Origin of the sequence: Mucilaginibacter ginsenosidivorax, assembly GCF_007971525.1 — a bacterium.
GTDB lineage: Bacteria > Bacteroidota > Bacteroidia > Sphingobacteriales > Sphingobacteriaceae > Mucilaginibacter > Mucilaginibacter ginsenosidivorax.
Window position 1 is genome coordinate 4597822 of the sequence record NZ_CP042437.1, and the last position, 25544, is coordinate 4623365.

Annotated in this window: 21 protein-coding genes and 1 tRNA gene; 14 read left to right on the forward strand and 8 right to left on the reverse strand. The window is 42.5% G+C overall.

What is annotated here, in order from left to right; genetic code table 11:
• Nucleotides 1-173: 173 nt before the first annotated feature.
• Nucleotides 174-2753, forward strand: a complete 2580-nt coding sequence (locus FSB76_RS19240; protein WP_225976250.1) for a family 20 glycosylhydrolase — start codon at nucleotides 174-176, stop codon at nucleotides 2751-2753.
• A 167-nt stretch (nucleotides 2754-2920) separates the two neighbouring features.
• On the opposite strand, the gene FSB76_RS19245 is transcribed toward FSB76_RS19240, so the two are convergent.
• Complete coding sequence (locus tag FSB76_RS19245; RefSeq protein WP_147056150.1) at nucleotides 2921-3934, reverse strand: hypothetical protein; 1014 nt, start codon at nucleotides 3932-3934, stop codon at nucleotides 2921-2923.
• Nucleotides 3935-4206: 272 nt separating this feature from the next.
• Between FSB76_RS19245 and FSB76_RS19250 the strand changes: the two genes are divergently transcribed.
• A complete protein-coding gene (locus tag FSB76_RS19250; protein ID WP_147056152.1) occupies nucleotides 4207-4779 on the forward strand; it encodes a thymidine kinase in 573 nt (190 codons plus the stop codon).
• 167 nt (nucleotides 4780-4946) lie between these two features.
• Nucleotides 4947-5315, forward strand: a complete 369-nt coding sequence (locus FSB76_RS19255; protein WP_147056154.1) for a response regulator — start codon at nucleotides 4947-4949, stop codon at nucleotides 5313-5315.
• A 54-nt stretch (nucleotides 5316-5369) separates the two neighbouring features.
• On the opposite strand, the gene FSB76_RS19260 is transcribed toward FSB76_RS19255, so the two are convergent.
• Nucleotides 5370-7550, reverse strand: coding sequence for a TonB-dependent receptor family protein (locus FSB76_RS19260; RefSeq protein ID WP_147056156.1), 2181 nt, complete (start codon nucleotides 7548-7550; stop codon nucleotides 5370-5372).
• Between the two features lie 104 nt (nucleotides 7551-7654).
• Nucleotides 7655-8206, reverse strand: coding sequence for a hypothetical protein (locus FSB76_RS19265; RefSeq protein ID WP_147056158.1), 552 nt, complete (start codon nucleotides 8204-8206; stop codon nucleotides 7655-7657).
• A 326-nt stretch (nucleotides 8207-8532) separates the two neighbouring features.
• Here FSB76_RS19265 and FSB76_RS19270 point away from each other — a divergent pair, with 326 nt between their 5' ends.
• The gene (locus FSB76_RS19270) at nucleotides 8533-10470 is read left to right on the forward strand and encodes an alpha-amylase family glycosyl hydrolase (protein WP_147056161.1); all 1938 of its coding nucleotides are present in this window, start codon (nucleotides 8533-8535) and stop codon (nucleotides 10468-10470) included.
• 149 nt (nucleotides 10471-10619) lie between these two features.
• Nucleotides 10620-10811, forward strand: a complete 192-nt coding sequence (locus FSB76_RS19275; RefSeq protein ID WP_090652398.1) for a cold-shock protein — start codon at nucleotides 10620-10622, stop codon at nucleotides 10809-10811.
• 343 nt (nucleotides 10812-11154) lie between these two features.
• On the opposite strand, the gene FSB76_RS19280 is transcribed toward FSB76_RS19275, so the two are convergent.
• The 3 genes from FSB76_RS19280 to FSB76_RS19290 form a co-directional block, all read right to left on the reverse strand.
• A complete protein-coding gene (locus FSB76_RS19280) occupies nucleotides 11155-12015 on the reverse strand; it encodes a sigma-70 family RNA polymerase sigma factor (RefSeq protein WP_090652399.1) in 861 nt (286 codons plus the stop codon).
• Nucleotides 12016-12357: 342 nt separating this feature from the next.
• A complete protein-coding gene (locus FSB76_RS19285) occupies nucleotides 12358-14838 on the reverse strand; it encodes an AsmA family protein (protein WP_147056163.1) in 2481 nt (826 codons plus the stop codon).
• Nucleotides 14839-15056: 218 nt separating this feature from the next.
• A complete protein-coding gene (locus FSB76_RS19290; RefSeq protein ID WP_147056165.1) occupies nucleotides 15057-16358 on the reverse strand; it encodes a hypothetical protein in 1302 nt (433 codons plus the stop codon).
• 164 nt (nucleotides 16359-16522) lie between these two features.
• Here FSB76_RS19290 and FSB76_RS19295 point away from each other — a divergent pair, with 164 nt between their 5' ends.
• Both FSB76_RS19295 and FSB76_RS19300 read left to right on the forward strand, forming a co-directional pair.
• Nucleotides 16523-16855, forward strand: a complete 333-nt coding sequence (locus FSB76_RS19295) for a hypothetical protein (protein ID WP_147056167.1) — start codon at nucleotides 16523-16525, stop codon at nucleotides 16853-16855.
• Between the two features lie 146 nt (nucleotides 16856-17001).
• Complete coding sequence (locus FSB76_RS19300; protein ID WP_147056169.1) at nucleotides 17002-17574, forward strand: Pvc16 family protein; 573 nt, start codon at nucleotides 17002-17004, stop codon at nucleotides 17572-17574.
• A 9-nt stretch (nucleotides 17575-17583) separates the two neighbouring features.
• On the opposite strand, the gene FSB76_RS19305 is transcribed toward FSB76_RS19300, so the two are convergent.
• Nucleotides 17584-18057 carry a hypothetical protein gene (locus FSB76_RS19305; protein ID WP_147056171.1) on the reverse strand — a complete coding sequence of 158 codons (474 nt, stop codon included), beginning with the start codon at nucleotides 18055-18057 and terminating at the stop codon, nucleotides 17584-17586.
• A gap of 80 nt (nucleotides 18058-18137) precedes the next feature.
• On the opposite strand from FSB76_RS19305, the gene FSB76_RS19310 reads away from it, so the two are divergent.
• From FSB76_RS19310 to FSB76_RS19335, 6 genes are all read left to right on the forward strand, one after another.
• Nucleotides 18138-18917 carry an SDR family oxidoreductase gene (locus FSB76_RS19310; RefSeq protein WP_394349417.1) on the forward strand — a complete coding sequence of 260 codons (780 nt, stop codon included), beginning with the start codon at nucleotides 18138-18140 and terminating at the stop codon, nucleotides 18915-18917.
• A gap of 167 nt (nucleotides 18918-19084) precedes the next feature.
• Nucleotides 19085-20011 (forward strand): homocysteine S-methyltransferase, encoded by a 927-nt coding sequence (mmuM, locus tag FSB76_RS19315; RefSeq protein WP_147056175.1) that lies wholly within the window; start codon nucleotides 19085-19087, stop codon nucleotides 20009-20011.
• A gap of 68 nt (nucleotides 20012-20079) precedes the next feature.
• Entirely contained in the window at nucleotides 20080-20850 is a 771-nt protein-coding gene (locus FSB76_RS19320) for a DUF72 domain-containing protein (protein WP_225976251.1), read from the forward strand.
• A gap of 72 nt (nucleotides 20851-20922) precedes the next feature.
• A complete protein-coding gene (locus FSB76_RS19325; RefSeq protein ID WP_147056177.1) occupies nucleotides 20923-21279 on the forward strand; it encodes a VOC family protein in 357 nt (118 codons plus the stop codon).
• A 124-nt stretch (nucleotides 21280-21403) separates the two neighbouring features.
• The gene (locus tag FSB76_RS19330; RefSeq protein WP_147056179.1) at nucleotides 21404-21844 is read left to right on the forward strand and encodes a hypothetical protein; all 441 of its coding nucleotides are present in this window, start codon (nucleotides 21404-21406) and stop codon (nucleotides 21842-21844) included.
• A 154-nt stretch (nucleotides 21845-21998) separates the two neighbouring features.
• Complete coding sequence (locus tag FSB76_RS19335) at nucleotides 21999-24722, forward strand: outer membrane beta-barrel protein (protein ID WP_147056181.1); 2724 nt, start codon at nucleotides 21999-22001, stop codon at nucleotides 24720-24722.
• 25 nt (nucleotides 24723-24747) lie between these two features.
• Here FSB76_RS19335 and FSB76_RS19340 read toward each other — a convergent pair whose 3' ends face one another.
• Nucleotides 24748-25113, reverse strand: a complete 366-nt coding sequence (locus tag FSB76_RS19340; protein WP_147056183.1) for an iron chaperone — start codon at nucleotides 25111-25113, stop codon at nucleotides 24748-24750.
• Between the two features lie 284 nt (nucleotides 25114-25397).
• On the opposite strand from FSB76_RS19340, the gene FSB76_RS19345 reads away from it, so the two are divergent.
• Nucleotides 25398-25470, forward strand: a tRNA-Phe gene (locus FSB76_RS19345).
• Nucleotides 25471-25544: the final 74 nt, after the last annotated feature.

Consider the following 25544-nt stretch of genomic DNA (forward strand, 5'->3'; position numbering starts at 1 on the left):
CTTAGCCAGCGTTCCAAGCCGATGTTTGTATAAAAAACCGACGTATTATGGTAGCCTCCCGAAACCTCATGCGAAGTGTTAGGATTAGTTAAATAATAAAATTTCAACTTATTAAAATTATTTAAAAAGTTGCCTATATTTAGCTGCCCTTTATTATCTAACACAATCCTACTATGCGTAAAATCTTTGTCCTGGTGCTGTTTGCAGCATTTTTTATGAGTACAGCCTTCAAAACTACCGATGGTGTAAAATTTAATGCCGCCGACCTGCGCATCAGCTGGGAGGTGATAGATAACAATTATCAGAATAAAAATGAAGCGTTAACCGCATTGGTGATCACTAATAGTGGTAAAAATGTTTTGCCGGCTGGCGGATGGAAGTTTTATTTTAATTCGGGCCGTGGTTTTACCGAGAACGCGGTAAGCGGCAATGCCAAAATAAACCAGGTTAACGGAGATTTATACAGTATTACACCAACCGCCGGCTTTAAAGATTTAAAACCAGGCGAATCGGCCCGGATAGAATATGTAAATGATGACCCTGTAGTAAACGTTACCGATGCTCCCGAAGGTATATATATGGTTTGGGATGAGCAGCCCGAAAAAGGCTATAGCATTGGCTCTTTTGATATTAAACCATATAAACCAAGCTACGCGGGCCTGGTTACTCCAGAAATTGTTTACGACAGGAATAAAACGGTTACCGATATCCCCGCCGATCAGTTACCTAAAATACTGCCTACACCGGTAAGCTATACGGAAACCGGTGGTACGTTCACCATCGACGGAAAAACACCGGTTGTTGCCGATGGAGCCTTTGCCAAAGAAGCAGCTTACCTGGCCAACAGCTTTAGTAAAATATTGGGCAGGCCTTTAACTGTTTCGTCAGACGCAGCGGGCACAGGTATCGCATTAAAAAAAGTTGACGGTATTGCCCCCGAAGGATATGAACTTAAGGTAAGTGGCCAAGGTGTTGTCATTAACGCGTCGACAGCTGCCGGTGCTTTTTATGGTATTCAATCGTTAACAAACCTGGTTTCGCCCGCTGCATGGGTTAAAGCCGAAAAAAGTATTAAAATTACTTGTGTGGATGTAAAGGATGCTCCCCGTTTTGCCCATCGCGCCGTAATGCTGGATGTGGCCCGTAATTTTCAAACACAGCAACAGGTTATTAAACTGATTGAGGCCATGAGCCTTTATAAGCTAAATGTTTTGCACCTGCACTTAACGGATGATGAAGGCTGGCGAATTGAAATTCCATCATTACCCGAGCTTACTTCGGTTGCTTCAAAACGTGGCCATACGCTGGATAGCAAAACTCACCTGCCTGCATCCCATGGTTCGGGGCCTGATGTAAATAATCCTTATGGCTCCGGTTTTTACACTAAAGCCGAGTACATCGAAATACTAAAATACGCTACCGACAGGCACATCATTGTAATCCCCGAGATTGAAACACCGGGCCATGCCCGTGCATCTATCAAAGCCATGGATGCCCGTTATGACCGCCTGGTGGCCGAAGGTAAAAAAGACGAAGCCGCTAAATATTTACTGCGCGATTTGGACGATAAATCTGAATACAGGTCTGTACAATATTGGAATGATAATGTAATTAACGTGTCGTTGCCATCAACTTATACTTTTGTGGAAAGGGTTGTTGATGATTTGATCGCCATTTACAAAGAAGCCGGTGCGCCATTGCCTGGTATTCATTTTGGCGGTGATGAAGTGCCGCCCCACGTTTGGGAAAAATCGCCGGCCTACCTGGCTTTAAAGGCCAGCCATCCTGAAATTCAAAACACAGGCGATTTATGGTATTATTTTTACGGCCGGGTAAACCAGATACTAAAAGCCAAAGGAATTCACCTGGCGGGATGGGAAGAAATGGCCCTGCGTAAAACAAAGATAGACGGTAACGACACCTATGTGCCCAATCCCGATTTTACTGGCGAGCACCTTCAGGCCGATGTATGGAACAACGTTTTAGGCGGCGGGCAGGAAGACCTGGCCTACAAACTGGCCAATGGCGGCTACAAAGTAGTGCTTACCTGTGTTACCAACTTGTACTTTGATATGGCCAACTACAAATCATTTGATGAGCCAGGCTACTATTGGGGCGCGTTTTTGGGTATCGATAAATTTTACTCCTTTATCCCGTATGATTATTTCAAAAATGCCGACGTTGATAGGAATGGTGCGCCCATAAATCAAAATATATTTTTAGGCAAGCAACGCCTTACCGATTATGGCAAATCCAACATCATTGGCTTACAGGGCGCACTATGGGCCGAAACAGTTAAAGGACCCGAGCGTATGGATTACATGATATTCCCCCGCCTGTTTGGGCTGGCCGAGCGAGCCTGGGCGGCAGACCCGGCCTGGGCTACCGAAAAAGACCCCATAAAGGCAAAACAAGAGTACGATTTAGCGTGGTCGACATTTTTGAATGTATTGGGTAAACGGGAGTTACCTCGTTTGAGTTATTATAGTGGTGGCTATAATTACCGTGTACCCAAGCCAGGCATCAGCTTGCAGGATGGTAAGTACGCCAGCAATATCGAATTCCCGGGCCTAACCATCCGTTACACCACCAACGGTAAAGACCCTGATGCTAACAGCAAAATATATACCGCACCGGTTGATTATAAAGGAGGCGAAATTAAATTCCGCGCCTTTGACCCAAAAGGCAGGGGAGGTAACATAGCAACAGGCGGCGAAGCCGCCGAAGGAAAGAAACAGGGATCAACATTGTAAGTCTTAAGTCCGAAGCCTTGAGTCGAAAGTCAAAATAAAAACAAAAAAAATCCGCAAATCAAAACAATTGACTGCGGATTTTTTTTGTGACTAATGACTAATGACTAATGACTAATGACTAATGACTAATGACTAATGACTAATGACTAATGACTAATGACTAATGACTAAACCGCAGGATAACGTCTTCTTAAAAGAGCATAAAATTTCTCGGCTGTAGCAGCTTTGCTTTCCCAGTTGTTTTTGGCAACGTAATTGGTTTTCAGGAAGCGCTCGGCCTCTTCGTAAGTGTTAAAGCGGTTTACTATTTCAATTGCTTCGCTGTAGGCGAGGCTGTAACCGTTAAATAGGTCTTTAATGTAAAGTAACTTATCGTTCAGGTTTATGGCCGATTTCAGGTCGATAACAGGCAATGCATTTACATGTGCCGATAAACCGTTGTCCCGTTCGGTCTTTTGAGCCGACATCTTTTGGTTAAAGGTGAGTATTTCTTCTTTAGCCGTTTCGGTTTTAGCCACCATCGGTTTAAACAACTCGGGCTGCGGTGCGGGCGCCGGTTTTTCAACCACCGGTGTTGGCACTGCTATCGGTTCTTCAATGTGTGTTACGGGTTCGGCATCTTTAAAATCTGGTTCAGAAACGTCGGTCTCATCCAAAACTATTTCTTGTTTCAGTATTTCGGGTTGTTCTGTTTCAAAGGAATCTATAGTGTTATCTGCTTCCGTGTCGATAAACGAGATCGGTTCTTGGTTGGCTGCAGGGGGGAGTTCTATTTCGGGTTTAATGGGGTTATAAGGCACGTGAACGGGCGGTTCGGCTTCTTTACTTAATTCCAGCCTGTTTTCAATTATCGGTTTTTGCTGAACTACCGGCTCAAAAAAGCGGCGCTCGTGCAAGGGTTCTGGCCTCGGGGGCGATGTAGTTGTAACCGCCGGCCTGGGTTTTTCAATTACAGGCTCGGGCTTAATGGCTACCGGCTCCGATTGCTCGGCCGGTGTGGCTTTGCGCTCATGTATTTTGCGCAATATTTCGGCATGATCTTTTAAAAAATGGGCATTGGCTACAAAAAGCTCCAGTTCAAGTTCATTCAAATCGCTGCTTTCGGCTTTCAGGTAATCATATTGGTCGTTAAGCTCTTGTAAAATGCCACCAATCTTTTTAAAAATATCCATTTGCTTCATGGCTTCAATGTTGGGAAAATGCTTACCAAAAATAGGATAAAATTCTGATATTTGGCGCCGTGCTATACCATACACGCTGTATGCTATAGTTACAATATGAATATCAGTTGCTTTGTTTTACATCTTCCGTTTTTTTCTTTTCGGGCTTAGGAGGCAAGGATTTAACACCGGGATTTGGCAATCACCCAATTTTTTAGGATTTAGAGATTGTTTTTTAGGATTTAGGGTTTGAGGTAGTATTTGGAGTTTAGTATTTAGAATTTATTTAAAGAATGGTTTACCACGAAGATGTTTTCAGGCGTAAAAGTGAATCGGGTGGCAGTATCGAACTGGTATGCGGATCTATGTTTTCGGGTAAAACCGAAGAACTTATCCGCAGGTTAAACCGTGCACGTATAGCTAAACTAAAAGTAGAGATATTTAGCCCTAAATCAGATACACGTTACAGCGAGGATGCCATTGTTTCGCACAATGCCAACAGGTTTAGCTCAACACCGGTTGATAGCGCATCGGCTATATTATTGCTCACCAATGATGCCCACGTGATAGGGGTAGATGAAGCCCAGTTTTTTGATGATCAGCTTCCGGAAGTATGTACTATACTGGCTAACCGGGGTATTCGTGTAATAGTTGCCGGGTTAGATATGGATTTTAAAGGCCGCCCTTTTGGGCCTATGCCAGCCATTATGGCCATTGCCGAATCGGTTACCAAGCTGCATGCCGTTTGCGTGCAATGCGGAAACCCTGCTATGTACTCGTATCGCCTTGTACCCGATGACGCCCGCATCCTTTTGGGCGAGAAAGAAAGCTACGAACCCCGTTGCCGCATTTGCTATAATAGTTAAGGTAATTATAGCCGAAAATATTTTCTTGTATAAGCTTAATTGCTAAAACAAAAAGTGGTCTGTTTGTTATTATAACACCGACTTGTTTAATTTTAGGATGAATTATAGGAAATTTTTATAATTTTTAATTAAAGTTAACTATATTCGGTATTAACTATCAATACCTTATGGCTAAGAAAATTTTAGTGATCGAAGATGATAAAGACATCAGGGATACTATAGTGTACGTTCTGGAAGAAGAGGGCTACGAGGTTGTAGCCTCGGACAATGCCCGGATATTAAAAAAACTTTTAGAAATAAGCCCTGACCTTATCCTGTTGGATAACTGGCTCACCGACTGGAAAAGTGATGCCAGCGGCCAGGAAATAAGCAAAGGACTTAAAAGCGACCCAACCACAAGTCATATACCGGTTGTCATGATATCGGCTGTAAACAACATTGAAGAAATTACCAAGGCCGGAAGCGCCAACGGTTATTTGAAAAAACCATTCGATTTAACCGAGTTAACCGGAATAGTGAAAAAGTATCTGGAATAACTTGTACTATGTTTAAACAAAAAGGCCTTCCATACCCCGGAAGGCCTTTTTTGATTAAAGCTTAATCCCAAAGCCTACATTAAATGTTCGGCCATCTGCAGGCAAAATACCCGGCCCGGGGTACATGTTAATACGCCGGGTATAATATTGGGCATCAAAAAGATTATTTATCCCGGCGCTGATGTGGTAGTTTTTAAGAAACCGGTAGTTGAATGCCCAGTCGGCCACATGATAGGCGGGTACTATTCCTGTAGCACCGGTGGAGTTAAATGCCGTATTATTGGCATCGCTGTAGCTTTTGCTGGTATAGCTCAACTGCAGGGTACTGCTTACCGGTCCGCTTAAAAAGGTAATGCCGGTACGGTTTATCCAGTCGGGCACATTTTCAAGGTGGTTGCCGGCCAGGCTAATATTTTTACCTGCCTGGTTAATTGATCCGGTAATGTAGCGCCCGTGTGTATAAGCTAGCGAGTTAAACAAACGGATATCGCTTCCCGCATAGGAATCAAACGAACGGAGCAATGATACTTCGGTATAAGCCTCAATCCCCTTGGCCACGCCATTGCCAATATTAGTTAAATACAAATGGCTTACATTTTGAGCATCGGTTTGGGTGAGTGTACCTGCCCTGTTGTTGTAGCGTACATAAAAGCCATTAATGTCATAACTAAATAGGGTACCTATGTTGCCGCGGTAACCCATATCTATATCATATCCCCGGCTATCTTTAATGTTAGGGTTAATCACCGTCAGGTTATCAGCAGGAGTAACGGCGGCATACAGGTAGGGGCGATAAGCCTGCGAAATATTGCAGTACAGCTGGCTGCCATTCCCGAACTGGTACTGTAACCCTGTGCCAAACAGCGGGAAGTTGCGGTCTCCTTTATAGCCAATAGGGAAGGTAGCATTACTTATAACGCCCGAGGTGGTTGATTTAATAACCTCGTACCGTACTCCCGGCGTTATGGTAAATTGTGGTGTAACCTGGAAAATGTTCTCGGCGAAGGCTGCATAGTTGATGGAGTGCAGCCTTAAATCGATGCCATAAGGTTTAACCAGCGTTAAATCAAAATCGGAGGCGATGGTGCCTACACCTTTTTGCCTGCGTTTGGTGGTTTCTTCAAAATATCTTACCCCGGTGGTAAAGGTGCTTTTAAGGTTGCCCAATTTATAGGTATGCAGTAAACGTGCTTCGGTGGTAAAGCCTGCATAATAATCCCTGTCTACCTGGCGTGGGTTAAAAGTTTTCAGGCTGGTATTAACGGTGTCTTTAATGTTAGGGGTATTAATAAACTGCACGCTGTTACGCTGGCCAAATACCGCATGCGATGTAATTTCCAGCCGGGTATTGCCGCTAAACGCGTAATTGAATAACAATGCCGGGATATTAATTTCGGGGTTAAAAAAGTTTCTTGCCCTGAATGATTGCTGGTTATCAGCCGCAAATTGAGCATCTGTTAAGCCGCCCGCAATTTGCTGCACATAATCTGATCGTGAAAACTGCAAGGCTATGCTGCCTTGGCTATTAAACTGGTATTTGATATTGGCATAGTACGCGTGGTAGGCAAAAGCCGCGTTGGGCCGCCAGCCATCGCCGCGGCGGGTGGAGTAAAACGCGTAGTAGCTTAGTTTGCCAACTTTACCGCCAACGGCGTTGTATGAGTTAAAAAAGTTATTTGAACCGGCGGTTTGTTCGCTCTCAAAACCAAAAACTTTGGTGCTGTCGCCCTCTTTAATTTTATAGTTTACCATGCCGCCAAACTGGGGCCCAAATTGCAAGGCTGCCGAACCCCGTACAAACTGTACTTCGCCAATAGCCTGGAAGGGTACGTTATAGTGGTTTTCGGGATAGCCAAATGCGTCGGAGTTGGTATTGTATCCGTTTTGCCGCATGTTCATTTCTATAGACCGGTGCGGATCGGTGCCCCTATTGCCTATATTCAATTGCAAACCGGCGCCATCCATTTCCCAAACATTGAGGCCGGGTACTTTGGCAAAAAGCATGCGGGCAGTATTGCCGGCCAGGTTTGCTTTGCCAGCATCGGGGTAAATTAAATGGGTACGTTTGCCGGCGAAAATATAAGTGCCCTGCACATTGGGCAAGTATTTTGCCCTGCTTTCTTTAACTATCACGCTATCCAGGTGTAGGGTATCCTTTGTGCTTTTTTGCGCCCGGGCATAACCGGATGCCACGATGGATAGTGTAAATAGTGTTATTTTATAAAAATTATTCATGAGTTTAAATTGATGATAAATGCACACACCCACCCCGCGGGTAAAATACCCCCGGGGCGCGTTAAGCAGCCATTAATGTTGTTATTGATAGTAATAATTGCTTACTAACCTATAAGCTCGGGCGGCCGGGCATTAACCGAAATTAATGGCGGATTTATCTTGATGAAAATAACTCCGCGGGGCTTTTTAACCGCCGATACGCCAGGCGTAAACCTATAGGCTATTAACGGGTGATTATATTTATTATCTACCCCGGTTCTTTTGCCCGACGATTCGTGCGCCTTTTTGCTCACCGGGATATCGCTCAGTTGCCGGGCATAAATTACATTCTGGCTTAGCAGTTTGGTGGTTTGGTAATTGGGTATACATTGCACAAATACGGTATCGCGCGTTACCTTAAGCTTCACATAGTTATAGGCAACACCCTCCAGCTGAATTTGCCCCGATACCCTGATGTATGATTTCCAATTGCTGATACCCGGCAGGTGCTGCGGAATTTTTATTTCGATGAGGTTTGCCGTATCATATCTGCCTTTACTTATCTGTTCGCTGGCAAACTTATCCGAGCGGTAAACCAGGTATTGGCTCAGCAGCATGTATCCCCCTAAATTAAAAAGGTGGGCAATGAGTAATACGAAGGCAAATGTTCTTTTCAAGAATGATTCTAAATAAGGACAATGCTAAGCATAATTTTTGTGGATTTATAGGTTTATTTGAAAATATTCATGCTGCTGTGCACCTGGTGTACGCAAAGTTGCACGCAAGCGGCATGCCGGGCGGCTTATTGAGCAGGAAATCCCGATTGTTTGAAAATGATAGCGCCTATTGTTTCTTAAAACCTAATTATATACTTTTGTAAACGCTTGGTTTTCATAGCATAACCCCAGTTGCTATTTTTGAGAAATTTATTTTGGGTGTTGTTATACTTAAAATAGAAAATTCAGGTTACTTTTATACGGCCAATTTTATAAACACAAAATATATGATAATCAAAAATGTTTACTTTTTGCTGGTCGCCTTTTTGGTGATTGGATCTACTTCATGCAAGAAGCCTTCTTCCGGAGATAATTCCGGGAACGTTCCCGGAGATACTACAACGGTAGTGGCGGGGGGTAAAGCGTTGCCTTCGGGCGCTGTTGATGGAGTTACTTACATTAACTCGGGCAAATCGGTTATTTTAAATTTGTACGCGCCTTCAAAAACATCGGTAAGCGTTATTGGCGATTTTAACAACTGGACGGCCGATGCCAAATATGCCATGAACCATACACCCGATGGCAAAAACTGGTGGATACAGATTGATAACCTTGACGCCAATACCGAGTACGCCTACCAGTACCTGATTGACGGTACACTTAAAGTAGCCGATCCGTACACCCAAAAAGTGTTGGACCCGGATAATGACAGCTATATAGATGCAACTACGTATCCTGGTTTAAAAGCTTACCCAAGCGGCAAAACAACTGGAAATGTTAGCGTGCTGCAGGCCAACCAGCCTGCTTACAGCTGGAAGGTACCAACCTTTGTGCGCCCAGAGAAAAAGAACCTGGTGATATATGAATTACTGGTGCGCGATTTTGTTACCAATCACAATTATCAAACCTTAAAAGATTCATTAAACTACCTGGCCAAACTTGGTGTAAACGCCATTGAGCTGATGCCTATAAATGAATTTGAGGGCAACCTTTCATGGGGATATAACCCTTCGTTTTATTTTGCACCCGATAAATATTATGGAACTAAGAATGCCTTAAAAGCATTTATCGACGAATGCCACTCCAGGGGGATTGCCGTTATCCAGGATATGGTGTTAAATCATTCATTCGGTCAGTCGCCAATGGTGCAAATGTATTTTAACACCGCAGCGGGTAAGCCGGCAACAAACAACCCCTGGTATAATGTAGATCCTACGCACCCGTACAATGTAGGCTACCAGTTTAACCACGAGAGTGCCGCTACCAAATACTTTGTAAAAAATGTGCTTAAATTCTGGATGCAGGAGTATAAGATAGATGGTTTCAGGTTTGATCTTTCAAAGGGCTTCACGCAGGTAAATTATGGCACCAGCGATGCCGCGGTAGGTCCCTGGGGCCAATATGATGCCAGCCGGGTTGCCATCTGGAAAGATTACAACAATTACATCAAAAGCATCGACAATAATAATTTTTATGTGATATTGGAGCATTTTGCAGCAAACCAGGAAGAAAAAGAATTATCCGGAGAGGGCATGATGCTTTGGAACAACCTGAATTATGCAGCCAACCAGGCTACCATGGGCTATATTACCGGCTGGGATTTTAAAGGGATCTTTTACGATCAGCACACTTTTACCCTGCCATACCAACTGGTGGGCTATTTTGAAAGCCATGACGAAGAGCGCCTGATGTTTAAAAATGAAAGCTATGGAAACGCCTCGGGTAGTTATAATGTTAAGGATATTGCAACAGGCTTAAAACGCGAAGAAATGGCGGCGGCATTCCTGTTTTCGGTACCGGGCCCTAAAATGTTATGGCAGTTTGGCGAGTTGGGTTACGATAAATCTATCGACCTGAACGGCCGCACAGGTAATAAACCTATTTTGTGGAACTACTTTGCCGATGCCCAGCGCGTGCAGCTATATAAAGTGTATTCGGCAATGATTAACCTGCATAAAAAGAACGCGGTATTTGCATCAACAAATTATGTGTACGATTTATCAGGTTATATTAAAAGTATCCAGTTAAAAGATGCCAGCGCCAATGTGGAAGTATTAGGAAACTTTGATGTGGTAACGCAAACTGCCAATATTACCTTCCCGTCAACCGGTACCTATACCGATGCATTAACGGGGGCAACGCTAAATGTTACCTCGGCAACCATGCCGGTAACCCTTGCGCCAGGCGAGTATCATGTGTACAGCAGTGCCGCTTTAACACACTAATAGCACGCTAACGTGCTAATAATAAAGGCCCCGCGGTAACACCGGGGCCTTTATTGTTTAAAGTTTTTTTACATGGTAAAACTTTAATTGCCTTATTTATAACAGATTGTTAATTATTTAACTGTACATTCGCCTAATTAAATAAAAATATAATGCAAGGAACAGTAAAATTTTTCAATGAAAGCAAAGGATTCGGATTTATCGTACCAACAAATGGTGGTGCCGAAGTTTTTGTACATGCCTCAGGCCTTATCGACACTATCCGTGAAAACGATAGCGTTACCTACGATGTAGAACAAGGTAAAAAAGGCTTAAATGCGGTAAATGTAAAAGTAGGTTAATAAATAAACTATTATTATAATCGTACAAGCATCTGTTCTTAAAGGGCAGATGCTTTTTTTGTGGGGTAAAAAAGTCTTGTCATTGCGAGTAATTTTCATTTGCGCGCAAATGATCGCATTGTAAATGACACCTTTTTTTCAATTGATAATCAGTTGGTTACAAATGTGTCAATGGCAGCATAGCGCGGCAATCTCATCGCCATTGCCTGGTGAATCTGCATATCGGAACTGCATTGGCGACGAGATTGCTACGTCGTTCCTCCTCGTAATGACATAGGGTAACCATAAAAAAACGCGAACAATTTTCATCATCCGCGTTTCTTATAATCTGTAAGATCGTTTCTTAGTTCAAATACGATTGTAAAAGATTTGATTTTGAGTTGTGGCGTAAACGCATCAACGCTTTATCTTTTAACTGGCGTACACGCTCGCGGGTAAGGTTAAATTTCTCGCCAATTTCTTCTAATGAATGGGCAGCATAACCACCTAAACCAAAGAATAGGATAATAACCTCACGGTCGCGTTCGGCAAGGATACCTAATGACCGTTTGATCTCTTGTGATAATGAATCCATCATCAGTTCGGTATCGGTTGCTGCATCGGTGCTTTGCAAAACATCAAGCAAGGTATTTTCTTCGCCCTGTATAAACGGAGCGTCCATAGATACCTGGCGACCTGCGTTGCTTAATGAATCGGCAATTTTATCAACAGATATTTCAAGATCCTCGGCCAGTTCTTCCGGTGTTGGTTGTCTTTCAAATTCCTGCTCTAATTTTGAAGCCGCTTTATGAATTTTGCTTAATGAACCAATTTGGTTCAAAGGTAAACGCACAATACGTGACTGCTCGGCAACGGCAGATAATATAGACTGGCGAATCCACCATACTGCGTATGAAATGAATTTAAAGCCTTTTGTTTCGTCAAAACGTTTAGCCGCTTTAATTAAACCTAAGTTACCTTCGTTAATTAAATCGCCCAGGGTTAAACCCTGGTTTTGGTATTGCTTTGCCACAGATACCACAAAACGAAGGTTTGTTTTTGTCAAACGCTCTAATGCGGCCTGGTCGCCCTCACGGATCTTTTGCGCCAGGATCACTTCTTCCTGGGCAGATATTAAATCTACTTTACCTATTTCGTGAAGGTATTTTTCAAGTGATTGAGATTCACGATTGGTAATGGATTGGGATATTTTGAGTTGTCTCATTTTATTGAATAGATTTATTTCAGCTAATTATATGTCCGATAAGAATTTACACGGTTGGTTTAACCTGCTTTACAAAAAATATGATCATTTAACGGTGCTCCTAATTTTTTTCTGAACCCGGGATACTGATGATGCAGGGGTTGGCTTTTTGATACTATTGCAGTAGGATGCGCGGTGTTTACCGTATTGAAATATGTTGCAGTTACCGGTAAGTGTTTAATCAAACGTGATCTCTCTTAAATGGATGCACAAAGATACGCAATCAATTGCTATTATTGTGTCAAAAATACATCTATTTTATTTGTTATAAATGAGGCACATATCGTACCGTTTTTATAATTGTTACGTGCCCGTTTTTTCGTCGGTATTTTCTGGTTTTTTATCATCTTTTTTGTCCTTGTCGTGGTTTTTGTTCCACTTGATTTTTATTTTGCCATCATCACCATCGGCGGCCAAAATGTGCAATACAATTCCCTTCATACGCTTTTTATTACGTTCGGTTGCGTCAATTATTGCGGTATCCCCTTTTGGATTACGCAAAGGTATGTCCAAAGCTATATTTGTGCCTTTTGATAAGGAGTAAACACCGGCTACATTCATGTTAATGGCGCTTGAATTAATTTGCATCGGGCTGATGTTTATTTTATCGCCATCAATATCAAACTTCATATTAAGCGTTTGAAAGCGGATGTTCTTTAAATCCCTGAACGGAAAAGCGAATTTTCCTACGCTTGTAATGGGTTTAAAGTTTAGCAATGCCCCCTCTTTTAAATCAACAGTTGTTAAGCCCTTTAGGCTGCCTGGTACAATATTGCCGGCACCGTTAATTTTGCCCGTAAGGTGCGCCTGGGCCGATAAAAAGCCACTTAGGTTTTGCGATGTAAAACTATTCATCCCAAAATTATTAAACGCAGCAAAAAAAGCGCTGGTATTCACGTTATCAACTTTAGTATTTACGGTAAAGTCATTCAGCTTTCCGCTTTGTACAAAGTTGCCGTTTAGCTTTAATGAGCCGCCTGCATGTTTAACGCTTACATTGTTAACCCTGATGCTGTTATCGGCCATTAAAAAGTCGGCAGTGGCATCTGTAGCTAAAAAGTTTTTGTAGTAAACCTTATCTACCTTTAAATGAATTTCGGCTTTGCCCTTCTGAAAAGCCGTACTTAAAGCGTCATTAATGTTGTTTTTTTTGCCTTTGGTTTTCACCTCTTCAACGGGCCGGGTACTGTTTAAAAAGCCCAGGAACTCGGCCAAATGCAATTGCGGGCTATGTACCTGCCATTTTAATATTATTTTTTCGGGCGCGGTATAGTAAAGGTTTAAAAAGTTATTTACACGGCCATCCATGTAAACAATGCTGCGGCCCGATTGCATGCGGATGTTGTTGAGCAATAAATCGTTACCGGCAAATTTTATGGTGATGGCGCTGTTTTTAAAATTAAGGTTACGTGGCACGTAACTTACATCGGCATTTTTAATGTTGATAGTGCCGCCGAGCTGTGGCTTCGAGATCCTGTAATTTACCAGGTCGGCTTTGTAAGCAAGCTTCAGGTCGGCATAACCTTTGGTAAAACGCAGGTCGTCATCTCCAATGGCGCCGTTAAGTTTGGCAATATCAAAACGCGATTTAAATATTCCGGTTGCCACCGGGGTATTCAGGTTGTTGATGAAAGCGGTATCAATAGTAAACGGCACTTTTTTATAAGTACCATTAAAATGGTAAAGTTTGATAACCGAGTTTGCATCATTATAGCCTTTGCCATTTACATAGTTATTTGAAAATACACCGTTAAAGCTGCAATTTTCAATTTTTACACCGGGTGTTGTAACCACGTTATCCCTCACTTTGGCGGTAACAAATATCGATGGGTCGCCGCCACCGCCAAACGCGCCGGCAATATCGCAGGTTACGGCTATCGGCTCATCAATATTGAACATCCTGAGGCTTTTGGTAATGTTTGGGGATAATAAGTTTGATGCATTCACCCACAAAATTTTATCATTCACAATGTTCAATACAAAGTTAACATTGGGTTTGCCCAGGTCAAACCTGCCGCCTATGGTAAACGCTTCGCCGCCAATATTCAAAACTTTAGGGGCTACAGTAATTAGTTTTGATGGCTCGTTATAAGTGATGTCAAAGTCGCCATCGAGTAATTTCTCTTTCATGAAGCTGCCCTGTCTGGTGTTAAAAGAAAAACTTTTAACCATCGTTTTTAGGCTAATATTGGCATGCCAGCCGGTTGACGGCCATTGCATACGCCCATCAACATCCTGTACTTCAAACTTAAACAGCTTATAAGCCTTGCGGTCATCAACAGTAAAGTTTACATTGCTTAGTCCAAAGCGTTTGATCTGGGTAGATGGGCTGGTGTTTTTCTCAACCTTAACAGAATCTTTCGGCTTGCTTTTAAAAACGGCGGTGTTACTATAACCACTGCTATCGGTAAACAAGTCAATTGCGGCATCGCTGATATCTATTTTGTTAATCTCCACGCTACCGTGCAGCAGCGCGGCAGCGTTTACCGATACATCAAAGTTTTTGGCCTCCAGCAGGGTATGATGATGAACCGGCCATTGCTTATCTTTTATAACCACATCCTTGAGGCTTACCGAAACACCGGGAAAGCCCTTGAAAAATGTAGGATCGAGTTTGGCTATGGTGATTGTGCCGTTTAGGTTTTTATTCAATTCGGTCGTCATCATTTTCAACACTTTCTCCTTATTGAAAATGATATACATAGAAATGCCCGCAAAGGCGATGATTACAACACCTGCTAACGCCCCAATTACGCTCAATATTATTTTAATCCACTTAGGCATTGCTAACTATTTTATCTAAAAGCGCTGATATTGACTAATTGTTTGATAGCTATAGATTTAAACACTAAAGTTGTTACAATTGGATGCTATGGTCTGAGGCCCAATGTGTGAGGTCTGTGTTCTGAGGCCGGAAGCTTTCGATGGTAAAAGTCCGGTTCTCACCACATGCCCAACACATCAGGCCTCACACTACACACCACAGACCACAGATCCCACAATTACCTGTTGCGCTCGCTTAGCCAGTGAAACTGCCGTTCGGCTAGTTGGAAGTGGCGGTTTGTCCGTTTCAGTACTACATACAGGCTATCATTACGCAATTTGCCCCATAACTTTATGGTTGTGCTATCGGGCTGTTCATACCTGAATGTGGCCATCCACAAGCTGTCATCTGCCAGCTTTTTTATTTTGAAAACATGTTTTGTCTCATCGGTTGCGTAGGCAAAATATCCCCTTTTATAGCGCTGCCTAAAAGCGGTATCGGCGGTTTTGATACTGCCTGCGCCGTTTTCTAAAATCAAGTCGTGCCATCTTAAAGTATCTGGAACAGACAAGGGGATGTCTTTTTTATTTACCGAATAAGTGGCAACTTCATACACCCCATTTTTAAGATGCTGCTTAGCTGGCGCTGCATTTGTTTCCTGGTAGTATTGCCAGTTGTTTATAATTTGCATAAACACTGCCAGTATTATAAATGCGCATTTGACTACAATGCGGCCGATACGTATCCATTTTTGAGTATATTTAAAATGATAAGTATCGGCAACAGGCGCCGGCTTGTTGAGTACAAAAAAGTAGTATAGCCGGCTGGCTTCGTTAGCCAGTAAAAACAAACTTACAAAAGTAAGCTCCATAGCAAATAGCTTAACGGGGATATCATAACTCAGGTTAAGCATCATTACATTGGCAAATACGCCTGCCGCCATAAATATGCCGAGGGTAGCCGTACGACGGTTAATCAGCAGCAGGCCTACCAATGTTTCCATAATGCCCGAAAATACCTGGTAGGTTTTGGAGTAACCAATAAACATCCACGATAAACGCATCGGCAGCAAATCGCCTAACGGCGTAGCCAGTTGATGCAGATTAGGAAAAGGCATCTGCAGGGCAAATATTTTAAGTATGCCATAACTGAAGGCAAAAAAGGCGAGGTAATAACGGGCCGCCAGGCAAAGCCAGTAGTTAAGATGGGTGTAGCTGGCCCGCTTACGGTCAAATACCGACCATAGCAGGCAGCCAATGAACGCTACGCATAACATTGCCCACAACTGCGCCCAGGCCCATGACGTATCGCCGCTGCCATTTGGCTGCACCAACACTTCGCGAACGTGAAAAAATAGCTTGTTGGAGGTTGTTACGGCCCAATCAACAAAGGAATAATAAAAAGACAATAACTTACCAACGCCGGGGATTTCGCCCAGCCAGGCCAGCGGGGCTATCTGCAGGGTAAGGTAAATGAAAAAAAAGCGGAAGGCTATCAGCCTCCATATTGGCCATGGTGCATTGGTTTTGGTAGGTGTCATTTACAGGCAATAAGGTTGATGTTTTACTAAATCAAAAGCAAACACCAATATAAGTTATTTCATTGGTATTTGCATTTAATTGCAGGTAACATGCTGATTTTGAATTAATTTTAATAATCTGTATCGCTGCGGATATTGCAGCCGTATTAACAATAAAACTAATCATGAAATTGCTTGCTATCATCTTTTGTTTAGGGTTGCTATTTGCATCCTGTAAAAAAAATAACGAAACCCCGTATCAGAGCAATGGGGTTTTAACAGGTTACGACCTTCGTATGTGCCCTTCGCCTTTATGTGGTGGCTTACTGATCACCATTAAAAACGATACCGCAAAAAACACACCTCCCTATTATCATATCAACTCCTCGCTGGCGCAATTGGGAATTAATGAAAATACCCGGTTCCCGATAAATGTTAATTTAAATTACAAAAAGGATACCGGCATTTTTGCTACATACAATTATATCATAGTTACTAAAATTAAGGTGGTAAAATAATTTGGCAGGCTAAAAATTATCGCCTGCTACAGTAGGTATACGTAACAGAATCGCGTAATTATACGCGCCAATATTAGTAGGGGCACTCATAGTAAAAAAGTTGTTTATAGCCAATTTTACTGCAGCAAAGCATTAAAATTAAAGCTATGATTTACCAGGCAGTAAAACTTTTGGCCCAGCAACTAAACAATAACCTGAAAATAGAAGCCGGCGATGACAGCATCCCCGATGATTTTGTTCAGCTGCGCAATGTTGCCCATTTAACAGCCGACGAGATTAGCCGGTTAAATAATGTACTTATCACGCTGGTAATTGCCTCTGAAGATATTCCTGTAAAGCACTTTCCTGATAACACACGCAATATTGGCCGCGGGGCATCACGGTATTTGAGCCTTTACGTGCTGATATCGTCATGCGTTTACCATTCCTATGATCAGTCCTTATTAAATCTTTCTCACATCATAAACTTTTTTGATAACAACGGCACCTTTACCTGGCCTGTTAAGCCCGGCACGGAAACCGTTACTGGCGGGTTTAGGCTCACTGTAGAGAATTACTCGCCCAGCTTTGAAGAAACCAGCAACCTGTGGACTACTATGGGGGGCAGGCAATTTCCGCATATGGTATACCGCGTACGGATGGCAGAACTGCCAAAACAAAACCCGGTAGAAAGGCGCGGCATTATTAAGCAATTTGAGGCGAGGGAGCGGGTGAGCTAGGTATGTATTTTATTCAAGCAACCTGTTTATAGCTTTGACACCAGCGTTGCGCGAAAGAACATATCCGCCATGCAGCAAAAGTCTGAAAAAGCAAACTGCGATAAAAAAAGGAAATAAGATCAATAGCGAAAATGGCTCTTTCGGCTCAGATAAAAAAGGAGATACCATCAATATGGCGAGCATCAAAATGGCCCAGATAATAAATAATATCAAAAATGCTTTGTGAAGTCTTGTCTCGACGCTGATTGCAGTTTTTTCGTCTTCAGAAGGTTCAAACTTGCCTTCTATAACACACAAAACGCTCTTTTTTCCTGAGCCAATGACCTGGAAACTATTGTTGCTTACCTGTCCGATAAATCGTTTATTGGTATTTATCATAACCAGTTTGGGGTTTATTGAAGTATTTAACAGTAAAATGTTTTTAATTGTTGCGGCGTCTTTACCTGTAGTAAATGCGTATTTGTCGCGGCTTAGGTACTTCATGCTAATATTTGTAAAATGAACGGGCGTTTGTCAAACCCGTTAGTTATGGTCACAAGATAATGCTTTTTACCATTTGTTAAGTGGATCGGCCGCCACCGTGCCGAATTTTGTACCATCAAAATTTAAAAACGATGGACAATCAATCATTAGTAAATAAAAGAGTAATATTATTGGGGGCCAGCAGCGGCCTGGGCCTTGCTACAGCAATAGCGGCGGCATCCGGGGGTGCTAAAGTGGTTATCGTATCCGGCAACCGGCAACGCGTTAATAAAGCATTGGAGCAACTTCCTCCGGGCAGCGAAGGTTATGCCGTAGATTTAAGTATAGAAGAAAACATTAAAGCCTTTTTTGAAAAAGTGGGCCGGTTTGATCACCTGGTATACACCGCCGGCGAAAACCTTAACCTCAACAGCATCAACCATACTGTTATTAATGAAGCCATAGGTTTTTTTAACCTCCGTTTCTGGAGCGCCTTTGCCGCTGTGAAATATGGCGCGCCTTACATCAACAAAGGGGGCTCCATATCACTTACCAGCGGCACAGCCAGCCAAAGGCCTGGCGCGGGCTGGTCGGTTGCATCGGCTATTTGTGGTGCCATGGAGGGTTTTGTAAGGGCCATGGCTGTGGAGCTGGCGCCTATTCGTGTAAATTGCGTGGTGCCGGGTGTTATTAAAACCAACCTTTGGGATTCCATGACCGACGAGCAACGCGGTGGCATGTATCAATACCTGGAAAATAATCTGCTGCTGAAAAGAGTAGGGGAGACAGAGGATGTAGCTTTGGGCTTTATATACCTGATGAAACAACAATACGGAACCGGCCGGAGCCTGGTAATTGACGGGGGCACGGTATTGGTGTAGGTGAAGAAAAACAGCCCGACATGCTCAATTAAGTTTGGCAAATGCACTTGCATGGTCTTGCAGGTGCATTTGTTGCTGGTCTTGACAGGCGCATCTTTGAAAATTTAAATTCGAAATTATAACCCGTAAATTATACAATTGCTACCTTGCGGGCAGGAATTTTACGCATGAAAAACATCTTCGATAATTTTATTCAAAGCAGGGGTTTCGTTGTTCTTGATGGGGCAATGGCAACCGAGCTGGAGGCAAGAGGAGCTAATCTTAATCATAGCTTATGGTCGGCAAAATTGCTGAACGAGGACCCAGAGCTGATTAAGCAGGTGCATTACGATTATTTAGTTGCAGGCGCCGATGTAATAACAACAGCCAGTTACCAGGCCAGCTTTGAAGGTTTTGCAAAACACGGATACACACACGATGAAGCTATTGCCCTAATGCAACTGAGCGTACAGCTGGCTTTTGAGGCGCGTGATGAGTTTATGAAAGAGTTTCCCCACCGCGAAAAACCCATTGTAGCGGCCTCTGTTGGTCCTTATGGGGCTTCATTGGCCGATGGATCTGAGTACAGGGGCAATTATGGAGTCAGTATCCAGGATTTAAAAACATTCCACCGCCGCCGGATGCAGGTGTTAATTGAAACCAATGCGGATGTACTGGCCTGCGAAACTATTCCGTGTATAGATGAGGCTGTGGCATTGCTGGAATTACTGACAGAGTTTCCGGGAGTGCAGGCCTGGATAAGTTTTAGTTGTAAAGATGCAGTTCGTCTGAGCAGCGGCGAAGATTTTGCCGAAGCCCTAAAACTATTAAATCAATCGACACAGGTTGTGGCGGTTGGGGTTAACTGTACCGCCCCACAGTATATTGAAGCCCTTGTAAAAATAGCTGCCGAAAATACGGGTAAGCACATCCTGGTTTATCCTAACAAAGGCGAGGTTTGGGACGCGGCAAATAAATGCTGGCTACCGGCCAGCACCGGTGATACCCATTTTTATAATGGTGCAAAAAGCTGGTATTTGGCAGGCGCCAAAATTATTGGCGGCTGTTGTAAAACAACCCCCGAAGATATCAGGCAACTGCAGCAGTTGGGCTAATTCAAAATTCAAAAGGGAGCTTGGTTTTATATCGGAACGATTGTTTCAATATAAAACAATCAGGCCTGTTGTTTTATTATACTTGGGTGCACAACGATAATTTATTTTACTCCGGTACAAGTGGTTTACAGGTTCCTATACCCAAGCGCGATTTTTCGGCAGAATTTCAACATTTAAGCCGGTTAGGTTTTTACGCAACGTTGTTTAATTCTATCGAGATCAATAGTTCGTTTTATAAATTGCCCATAGCCAAAACCGTTGCTAAATGGGCTGCCGAGGTGCCCGATAATTTCAGGTTTACTTATAAATTATGGCGGGAGATAACACACAACAAAAACCTGGCTTTTAAACCCGACGATGTAGAACGATTTATGCAGGCTATTAACAGCGTAGGCAATAAAAAAGGCTGCCTGCTGGTGCAGTTCCCGGCCAGTATACAGGTGAGCAATTTACATGGGTTTGAGCAACTGATTAGCATTATTCGCCTGAATGACCCTGGTAGCGAATGGGCAGTGGCAGTTGAATTCAGACACCGGGGCTGGTACCATGAGGATATTTATGAGCTACTGGGGCAATATAATATGGGCATGGTATTACATGATATGCCTGCATCGGCCAGCCCGTTAATTGCGGTTAACGATCATGTAGTTTACCTGCGGTTCCATGGCCCTGATGGCGGATACCGTGGCAGCTACGCAGATGACTTTTTATATGAGTATGCCCAATACATAAAAGAATGGAAGGCAGAAGGTAAAACAATTTACGCTTATTTTAATAACACCATGGGCGACGCCCTAAGTAATCTGCAATTATTGAATAAGTACGTTTCTGGGCGATAAGTGTTTACCAATGAGTTCCTTATTAGTAGGAAGAAATGAATAAATTTACGTTGACCTAATAATAAGTCGCTAATGAAAGCATCACATACAACCATTGTAATCCATGTTTCGGATTTAAGCAGCGCTGTATCTTATTACACCACCATTTTAGGCTTTAGTCCCGATTTTGAATATGGTGATTATGTAGGGCTAACTTATGGCGATGTGGGAATCCATCTGTGTGGGCCATCGCACCAGGGCGTTAAAAAGCTTCCTGGCAATGCCCATTTTTTTATTTATAGTGATGATATTAATGACTACTATGAATTGATATCGCAAAAAGGTGCCATAATATCGGTCCCTATAGCCGACAGGTTATACGGCCTCCGCGATTTTGCCGTTGACGATGAGGACGGCAATACGCTTGTGTTCGGTATGGAAATCCGTTAATCGCTTTTTCGGGAGCAGTGTATTAACTTATTGTCAAATAAATATATAGGCTATAAAAATATGGAACGATGTAGCATTTACGTTAACCATTACGTAAAGTCATATTATCCAATAATACTAAGCCATGATAAAATTCCTTTACCCTATCAGTCTTTTAGCTATAATAGTTGTTGGCTTATCAGCCTGCGGCAAAAACGACAATCAAAATGTTGGTGTTACCGGCAAATGGCAGTTGCAGAGCGATTCATCTTCATTAGCAGGTGGAGGCCCCTTTAAAGGCGGTGGTAGTAAATACATTGGCGTAGCTGCAGATACCTATGAATTTACAGCAAACGGCAAGCTGGTTGCCCACGTAAAAAGCCTAACCGATTCTGCTACATATACTTTCCGTGGCGACGGTAAAGTGGTGATTGATTATTCTGTTGTGCATGCCGGGGATGCTACTATTCGCGGTTCCGAAACAATTTATGATGTTGCCCGTCCAGATAGCCATACCGCTATTTTAAGCGCAGGTGGCCTAACTCCCGAAGGCTGGTATGCCAGGATCATTACACTTAAGAAATGAGATTGATATGAGCTTTGTTGTTGACAGGCAATATAGTTTATGTATTAGGCTGACTAAATGTTAAGTATTGTTAAAATTTCTTTACTTATGTTAATATTTTCGATATAGTTATAAAAACTGTGCATCTTTAGTAATACTTAAACTTATTACATAGATGTATAAAATACTTCCACTAACTGTGTTGTTATTGTTCGCCGGGGTATTATCCCGTGCGCAAAATAAAGGGACCATTAAAGGAAAGCTCATTGATTCGCTGGATAAAAAAACAGTTGAATTTGCTACTATAGCCGTTTTAGATACCCGCGATACTACATCAACTTTGGTGGCCTACACTTTAAGTGATAAGGAAGGCTCTTTTTCTTTACACAATATGCCGGCAGGGGTTCCGCTTAAGGTACTTATCACATTTGTTGCCTATCAGCCTTATCGCAAACTTTTTACACTTTCTAAAGGAGAGGTGCTTAACCTGGGTGCTATTAGTATGCGCCCCAGGCAACTAAAAGAGGTGGTGATTAAAGGCGAACGTATGCCCATTGTAATACGCAAGGATACCATTGAATTTGATGCTGAGGCTTTTAAAACCCGCCCCAACGCCGTGGTGGAAGACCTGCTGAAGAAGCTGCCCGGCCTGGAGGTTGCCAGCGATGGTACTATAACCGTTATGGGCAAAAATGTAACAAAGATATTGGTTGACGGCCGCGAATTTTTTGTTAACGATCCAAGGATAGCATCTAAAAATCTTGATGCTGATATGATAGCCAAAGTGCAGGTTTATGATGATCGCGAAAACGATCCGGATCATGTGGTGCCCGCGGCGCAGCTTAATAAAATAATAAACCTTAAATTTAAAAAGATATTGAAAAAAAGCCTTTTTGGTAAAGTTTACGGCGGTGCAGGCACGCAAGATCATTACCAGGCCGGAGGTCTTATAAACCTGTTCAGGGATACTTTGCAAGTGAGCCTGTTAGGCGTAAGTAACAACCTTAACAGCACCGGGTTTGATTTTAATGACCTGTATACCATGGGCGGCGTAAACAGGGGCGGCGTAGCGTTTTCGCAGGGAGGCTTTGGTTTTGGCAGGGTACCTGCAGGCAGGCAAACAACCACATCGGGAGGGGTAAATATCAATACCGATTACGGAAAAAAACTTAAAGTTAACTTATCATACCTGTACAACCATAATAGTACCGCATTTAATACGGTTACCAACAGGCAGCAGTTTTTAGCTGATACTATTGCCACAACCCGGTCGGCAAGCGACAATCTCAATACCACTGGCAAGCATTCTTTAAGTGCATCAGTACGATGGAAGCCCGACCAAGCCACCGAGGTTAAATACGATCCCGTTATCAACATTGCGCAAAACAATAGCACTACCGGTTATAGCAGCAACAGTTTTAGTAATTTTATTAATCCAATTAACAAGGCTGTTAATAGCAATAACTCGTCAGGAAACAACTTTAGATTTGAGCATGCATTGAGTTATAACCGGCAATTGAAAAAGCAGGGGGCATCTGTTAATATAGAACAGAATCTGCAATTCAATCCAAGCCGGGGCAATGGCTTTGATAACCAGCAGCTAACCTCGTACATCACTTCATTTCCGTCGTACACGTTTATGCGGCAGGATATAAACAATAACAGGGATAATGATGCCCGTATCAAGGCATCGTACCGTTACCCCATAAATCAGAAATTAGTTATTGATGTAAGCGCGGGTTTAGATTACAGTAACCAGTTAAACAAGGTATCAACCTATAATTATAACCCCGCGACAGGCAGGTATGATAGCCTTTTACTGGTGCAAAGCAGCGATTTAACCCGAAACAAATGGGTGCAAAATTTAACGCCGGGTATTAGCTATCACTTTCCGAAGAACATTACCATTACTGCTCATTTATCGGCTATGTTGCAGGAAGTAAATAACGTTTTTAACAGAAATTCGCCTGATATTAATCAGCACATAACCAATTTACTGCCCAGTGCCGAATTGAGCGTCGATAATTTTTCTGCAGGGTACAGCCAGAGTGTTCAGTTGCCCAATATTGGCGATATGATACCCTATACCGTAGTGTTTAGTCCATTATTTTCGGTAACCGGTAATCCGGATCTAAAGCCCACAACCCGCGATAATTTCAATATCAACTTTAATAAATATAATTTCCAAAACGGCATTATTTTTTACATTTCTGCAAGTGCCTCCTTTGAAAAAAACAGCATTTTCAGGGAACGTACGCTTGATGCCCAACTGGTTGAAACAAGTACGCCCATTAACAGGAATGGCAGGTACAACTATGGTTTTAGCGGTAGGTTTAGCAAGCGATTTGCAAAAAGAAAGGATTTGCAGTTTAATGCCACGAGCAATTTAACTATAAGCAAAAACCACGATTTTTATGTGCTGAACCACCAGGATGGTTACCAGGACAGTTATAGTATTAATATAACAGAACGTTTCTCTGTTAATTGGAAAGACATTATAGAGATAAACCCTGAATATACGGTAAGTAATGTTCACACAGTTTACAGCGGGGTAAACTTCAATAATCAAAATTATATTATGCACAACGCCAATGCGCATTTTAATGTTTACTGGCCAAAACGAATGAACCTTGAGGGAAGTTATACCTATTTATATAACCCATTAGTGCCTGCGGGTTTTCAAAAAAACAGTCACCTGCTTAGCCTGAGCCTGGCACGTGGCTTTTTGAAAAAAGATAGGGGCGAGATAAAGTTATCCTGCTACGATATTTTCAACCAAAATATTAGTACTACCAGGTCGGTTAATGAAAATTCGATAACTGATGTTCAGTCACAGATAATCAAAAGATACTTCATGCTTACGCTTCAGTTTAAGTTCAATAAATCAGTCACCAAATAGTTAGCCGGTGTAGGTTAACGCAGGCTTACTTTTTGGCTTTCTCTAAATTTCGCTTTACCAGGAACTTGGTGATCCTGGCTATCAGGTCCAATGGCATCGGTTGATCAATGGGAAACTGAACAGAACCTTTTGCTCCTTTGTATTTGGCAAGGTCGTCTTTAAATTCATCTATGCCGGCAGGTGTTGGATAAAGCCCGATATGGCTTTTATAACCTGCAAAGTAAATAAGGTTGCCATGCAAAGTAAAGGCAGGCATAGCATAGCTTATTTTTTCTTCGGCCTCCGGTGCTGCCTGCCTGATGGTGGCACGTACCTGTTGTAAAATTTGTTGAATATCATCAGGAAAGCCGGCAATGTATTCGTCGATGGAGGTTGGTTTGGCTGTTGTCATAACATTGGTTTTAAATAATTGGTTGCCAGGGTTATAAATGTATATAGCGCCTAAATATACAAAACCTATATCATGCGTGCCAGGAGATGTGCATTTGTGTAATAAATTTTGTATAGCCAAATAAAGGATAAATAGAAAAGTCGCCTGTTTCAACGGGTTGTTTAAAAGGATTGCGGTAAAAATAATGGCCTTTATTACAGCGTGTTGGGTGGCTTTTGTAAACTATTTTTAAAAAATAATTTCCAAACACAAAAAAAAAGCTACATTTGCACTCCCCAAAAGGAGGTATCATAGCTCAGTCGGTAGAGCAAAGGACTGAAAATCCTTGTGTCGCTGGTTCGATCCCAGCTGATACCACAAAAAACAAAAGCCTCTTAGAGAAATCTGAGAGGCTTTTGTTTTTTAATTGATTTGCCGATGACACCGGCAAG

What these genes read in the sequence shown, in the direction of transcription:
- FSB76_RS19240 (WP_225976250.1), top strand. Translation starts at nt 174, where the DNA reads ATGCGTAAAATCTTTGTCCTGGTGCTGTTTGCAGCATTTTTTATGAGT.
- FSB76_RS19245 (WP_147056150.1), bottom strand. Translation starts at nt 3,934, where the DNA reads ATGAAGCAAATGGATATTTTTAAAAAGATTGGTGGCATTTTACAAGAG.
- FSB76_RS19250 (WP_147056152.1), top strand. Translation starts at nt 4,207, where the DNA reads ATGGTTTACCACGAAGATGTTTTCAGGCGTAAAAGTGAATCGGGTGGC.
- FSB76_RS19255 (WP_147056154.1), top strand. Translation starts at nt 4,947, where the DNA reads ATGGCTAAGAAAATTTTAGTGATCGAAGATGATAAAGACATCAGGGAT.
- FSB76_RS19260 (WP_147056156.1), bottom strand. Translation starts at nt 7,550, where the DNA reads ATGAATAATTTTTATAAAATAACACTATTTACACTATCCATCGTGGCA.
- FSB76_RS19270 (WP_147056161.1), top strand. Translation starts at nt 8,533, where the DNA reads ATGATAATCAAAAATGTTTACTTTTTGCTGGTCGCCTTTTTGGTGATT.
- FSB76_RS19280 (WP_090652399.1), bottom strand. Translation starts at nt 12,015, where the DNA reads ATGAGACAACTCAAAATATCCCAATCCATTACCAATCGTGAATCTCAA.
- FSB76_RS19285 (WP_147056163.1), bottom strand. Translation starts at nt 14,838, where the DNA reads ATGCCTAAGTGGATTAAAATAATATTGAGCGTAATTGGGGCGTTAGCA.
- FSB76_RS19290 (WP_147056165.1), bottom strand. Translation starts at nt 16,358, where the DNA reads ATGACACCTACCAAAACCAATGCACCATGGCCAATATGGAGGCTGATA.
- FSB76_RS19295 (WP_147056167.1), top strand. Translation starts at nt 16,523, where the DNA reads ATGAAATTGCTTGCTATCATCTTTTGTTTAGGGTTGCTATTTGCATCC.
- FSB76_RS19300 (WP_147056169.1), top strand. Translation starts at nt 17,002, where the DNA reads ATGATTTACCAGGCAGTAAAACTTTTGGCCCAGCAACTAAACAATAAC.
- FSB76_RS19305 (WP_147056171.1), bottom strand. Translation starts at nt 18,057, where the DNA reads ATGAAGTACCTAAGCCGCGACAAATACGCATTTACTACAGGTAAAGAC.
- mmuM (WP_147056175.1), top strand. Translation starts at nt 19,085, where the DNA reads ATGAAAAACATCTTCGATAATTTTATTCAAAGCAGGGGTTTCGTTGTT.
- FSB76_RS19325 (WP_147056177.1), top strand. Translation starts at nt 20,923, where the DNA reads ATGAAAGCATCACATACAACCATTGTAATCCATGTTTCGGATTTAAGC.
- FSB76_RS19330 (WP_147056179.1), top strand. Translation starts at nt 21,404, where the DNA reads ATGATAAAATTCCTTTACCCTATCAGTCTTTTAGCTATAATAGTTGTT.
- FSB76_RS19335 (WP_147056181.1), top strand. Translation starts at nt 21,999, where the DNA reads ATGTATAAAATACTTCCACTAACTGTGTTGTTATTGTTCGCCGGGGTA.
- FSB76_RS19340 (WP_147056183.1), bottom strand. Translation starts at nt 25,113, where the DNA reads ATGACAACAGCCAAACCAACCTCCATCGACGAATACATTGCCGGCTTT.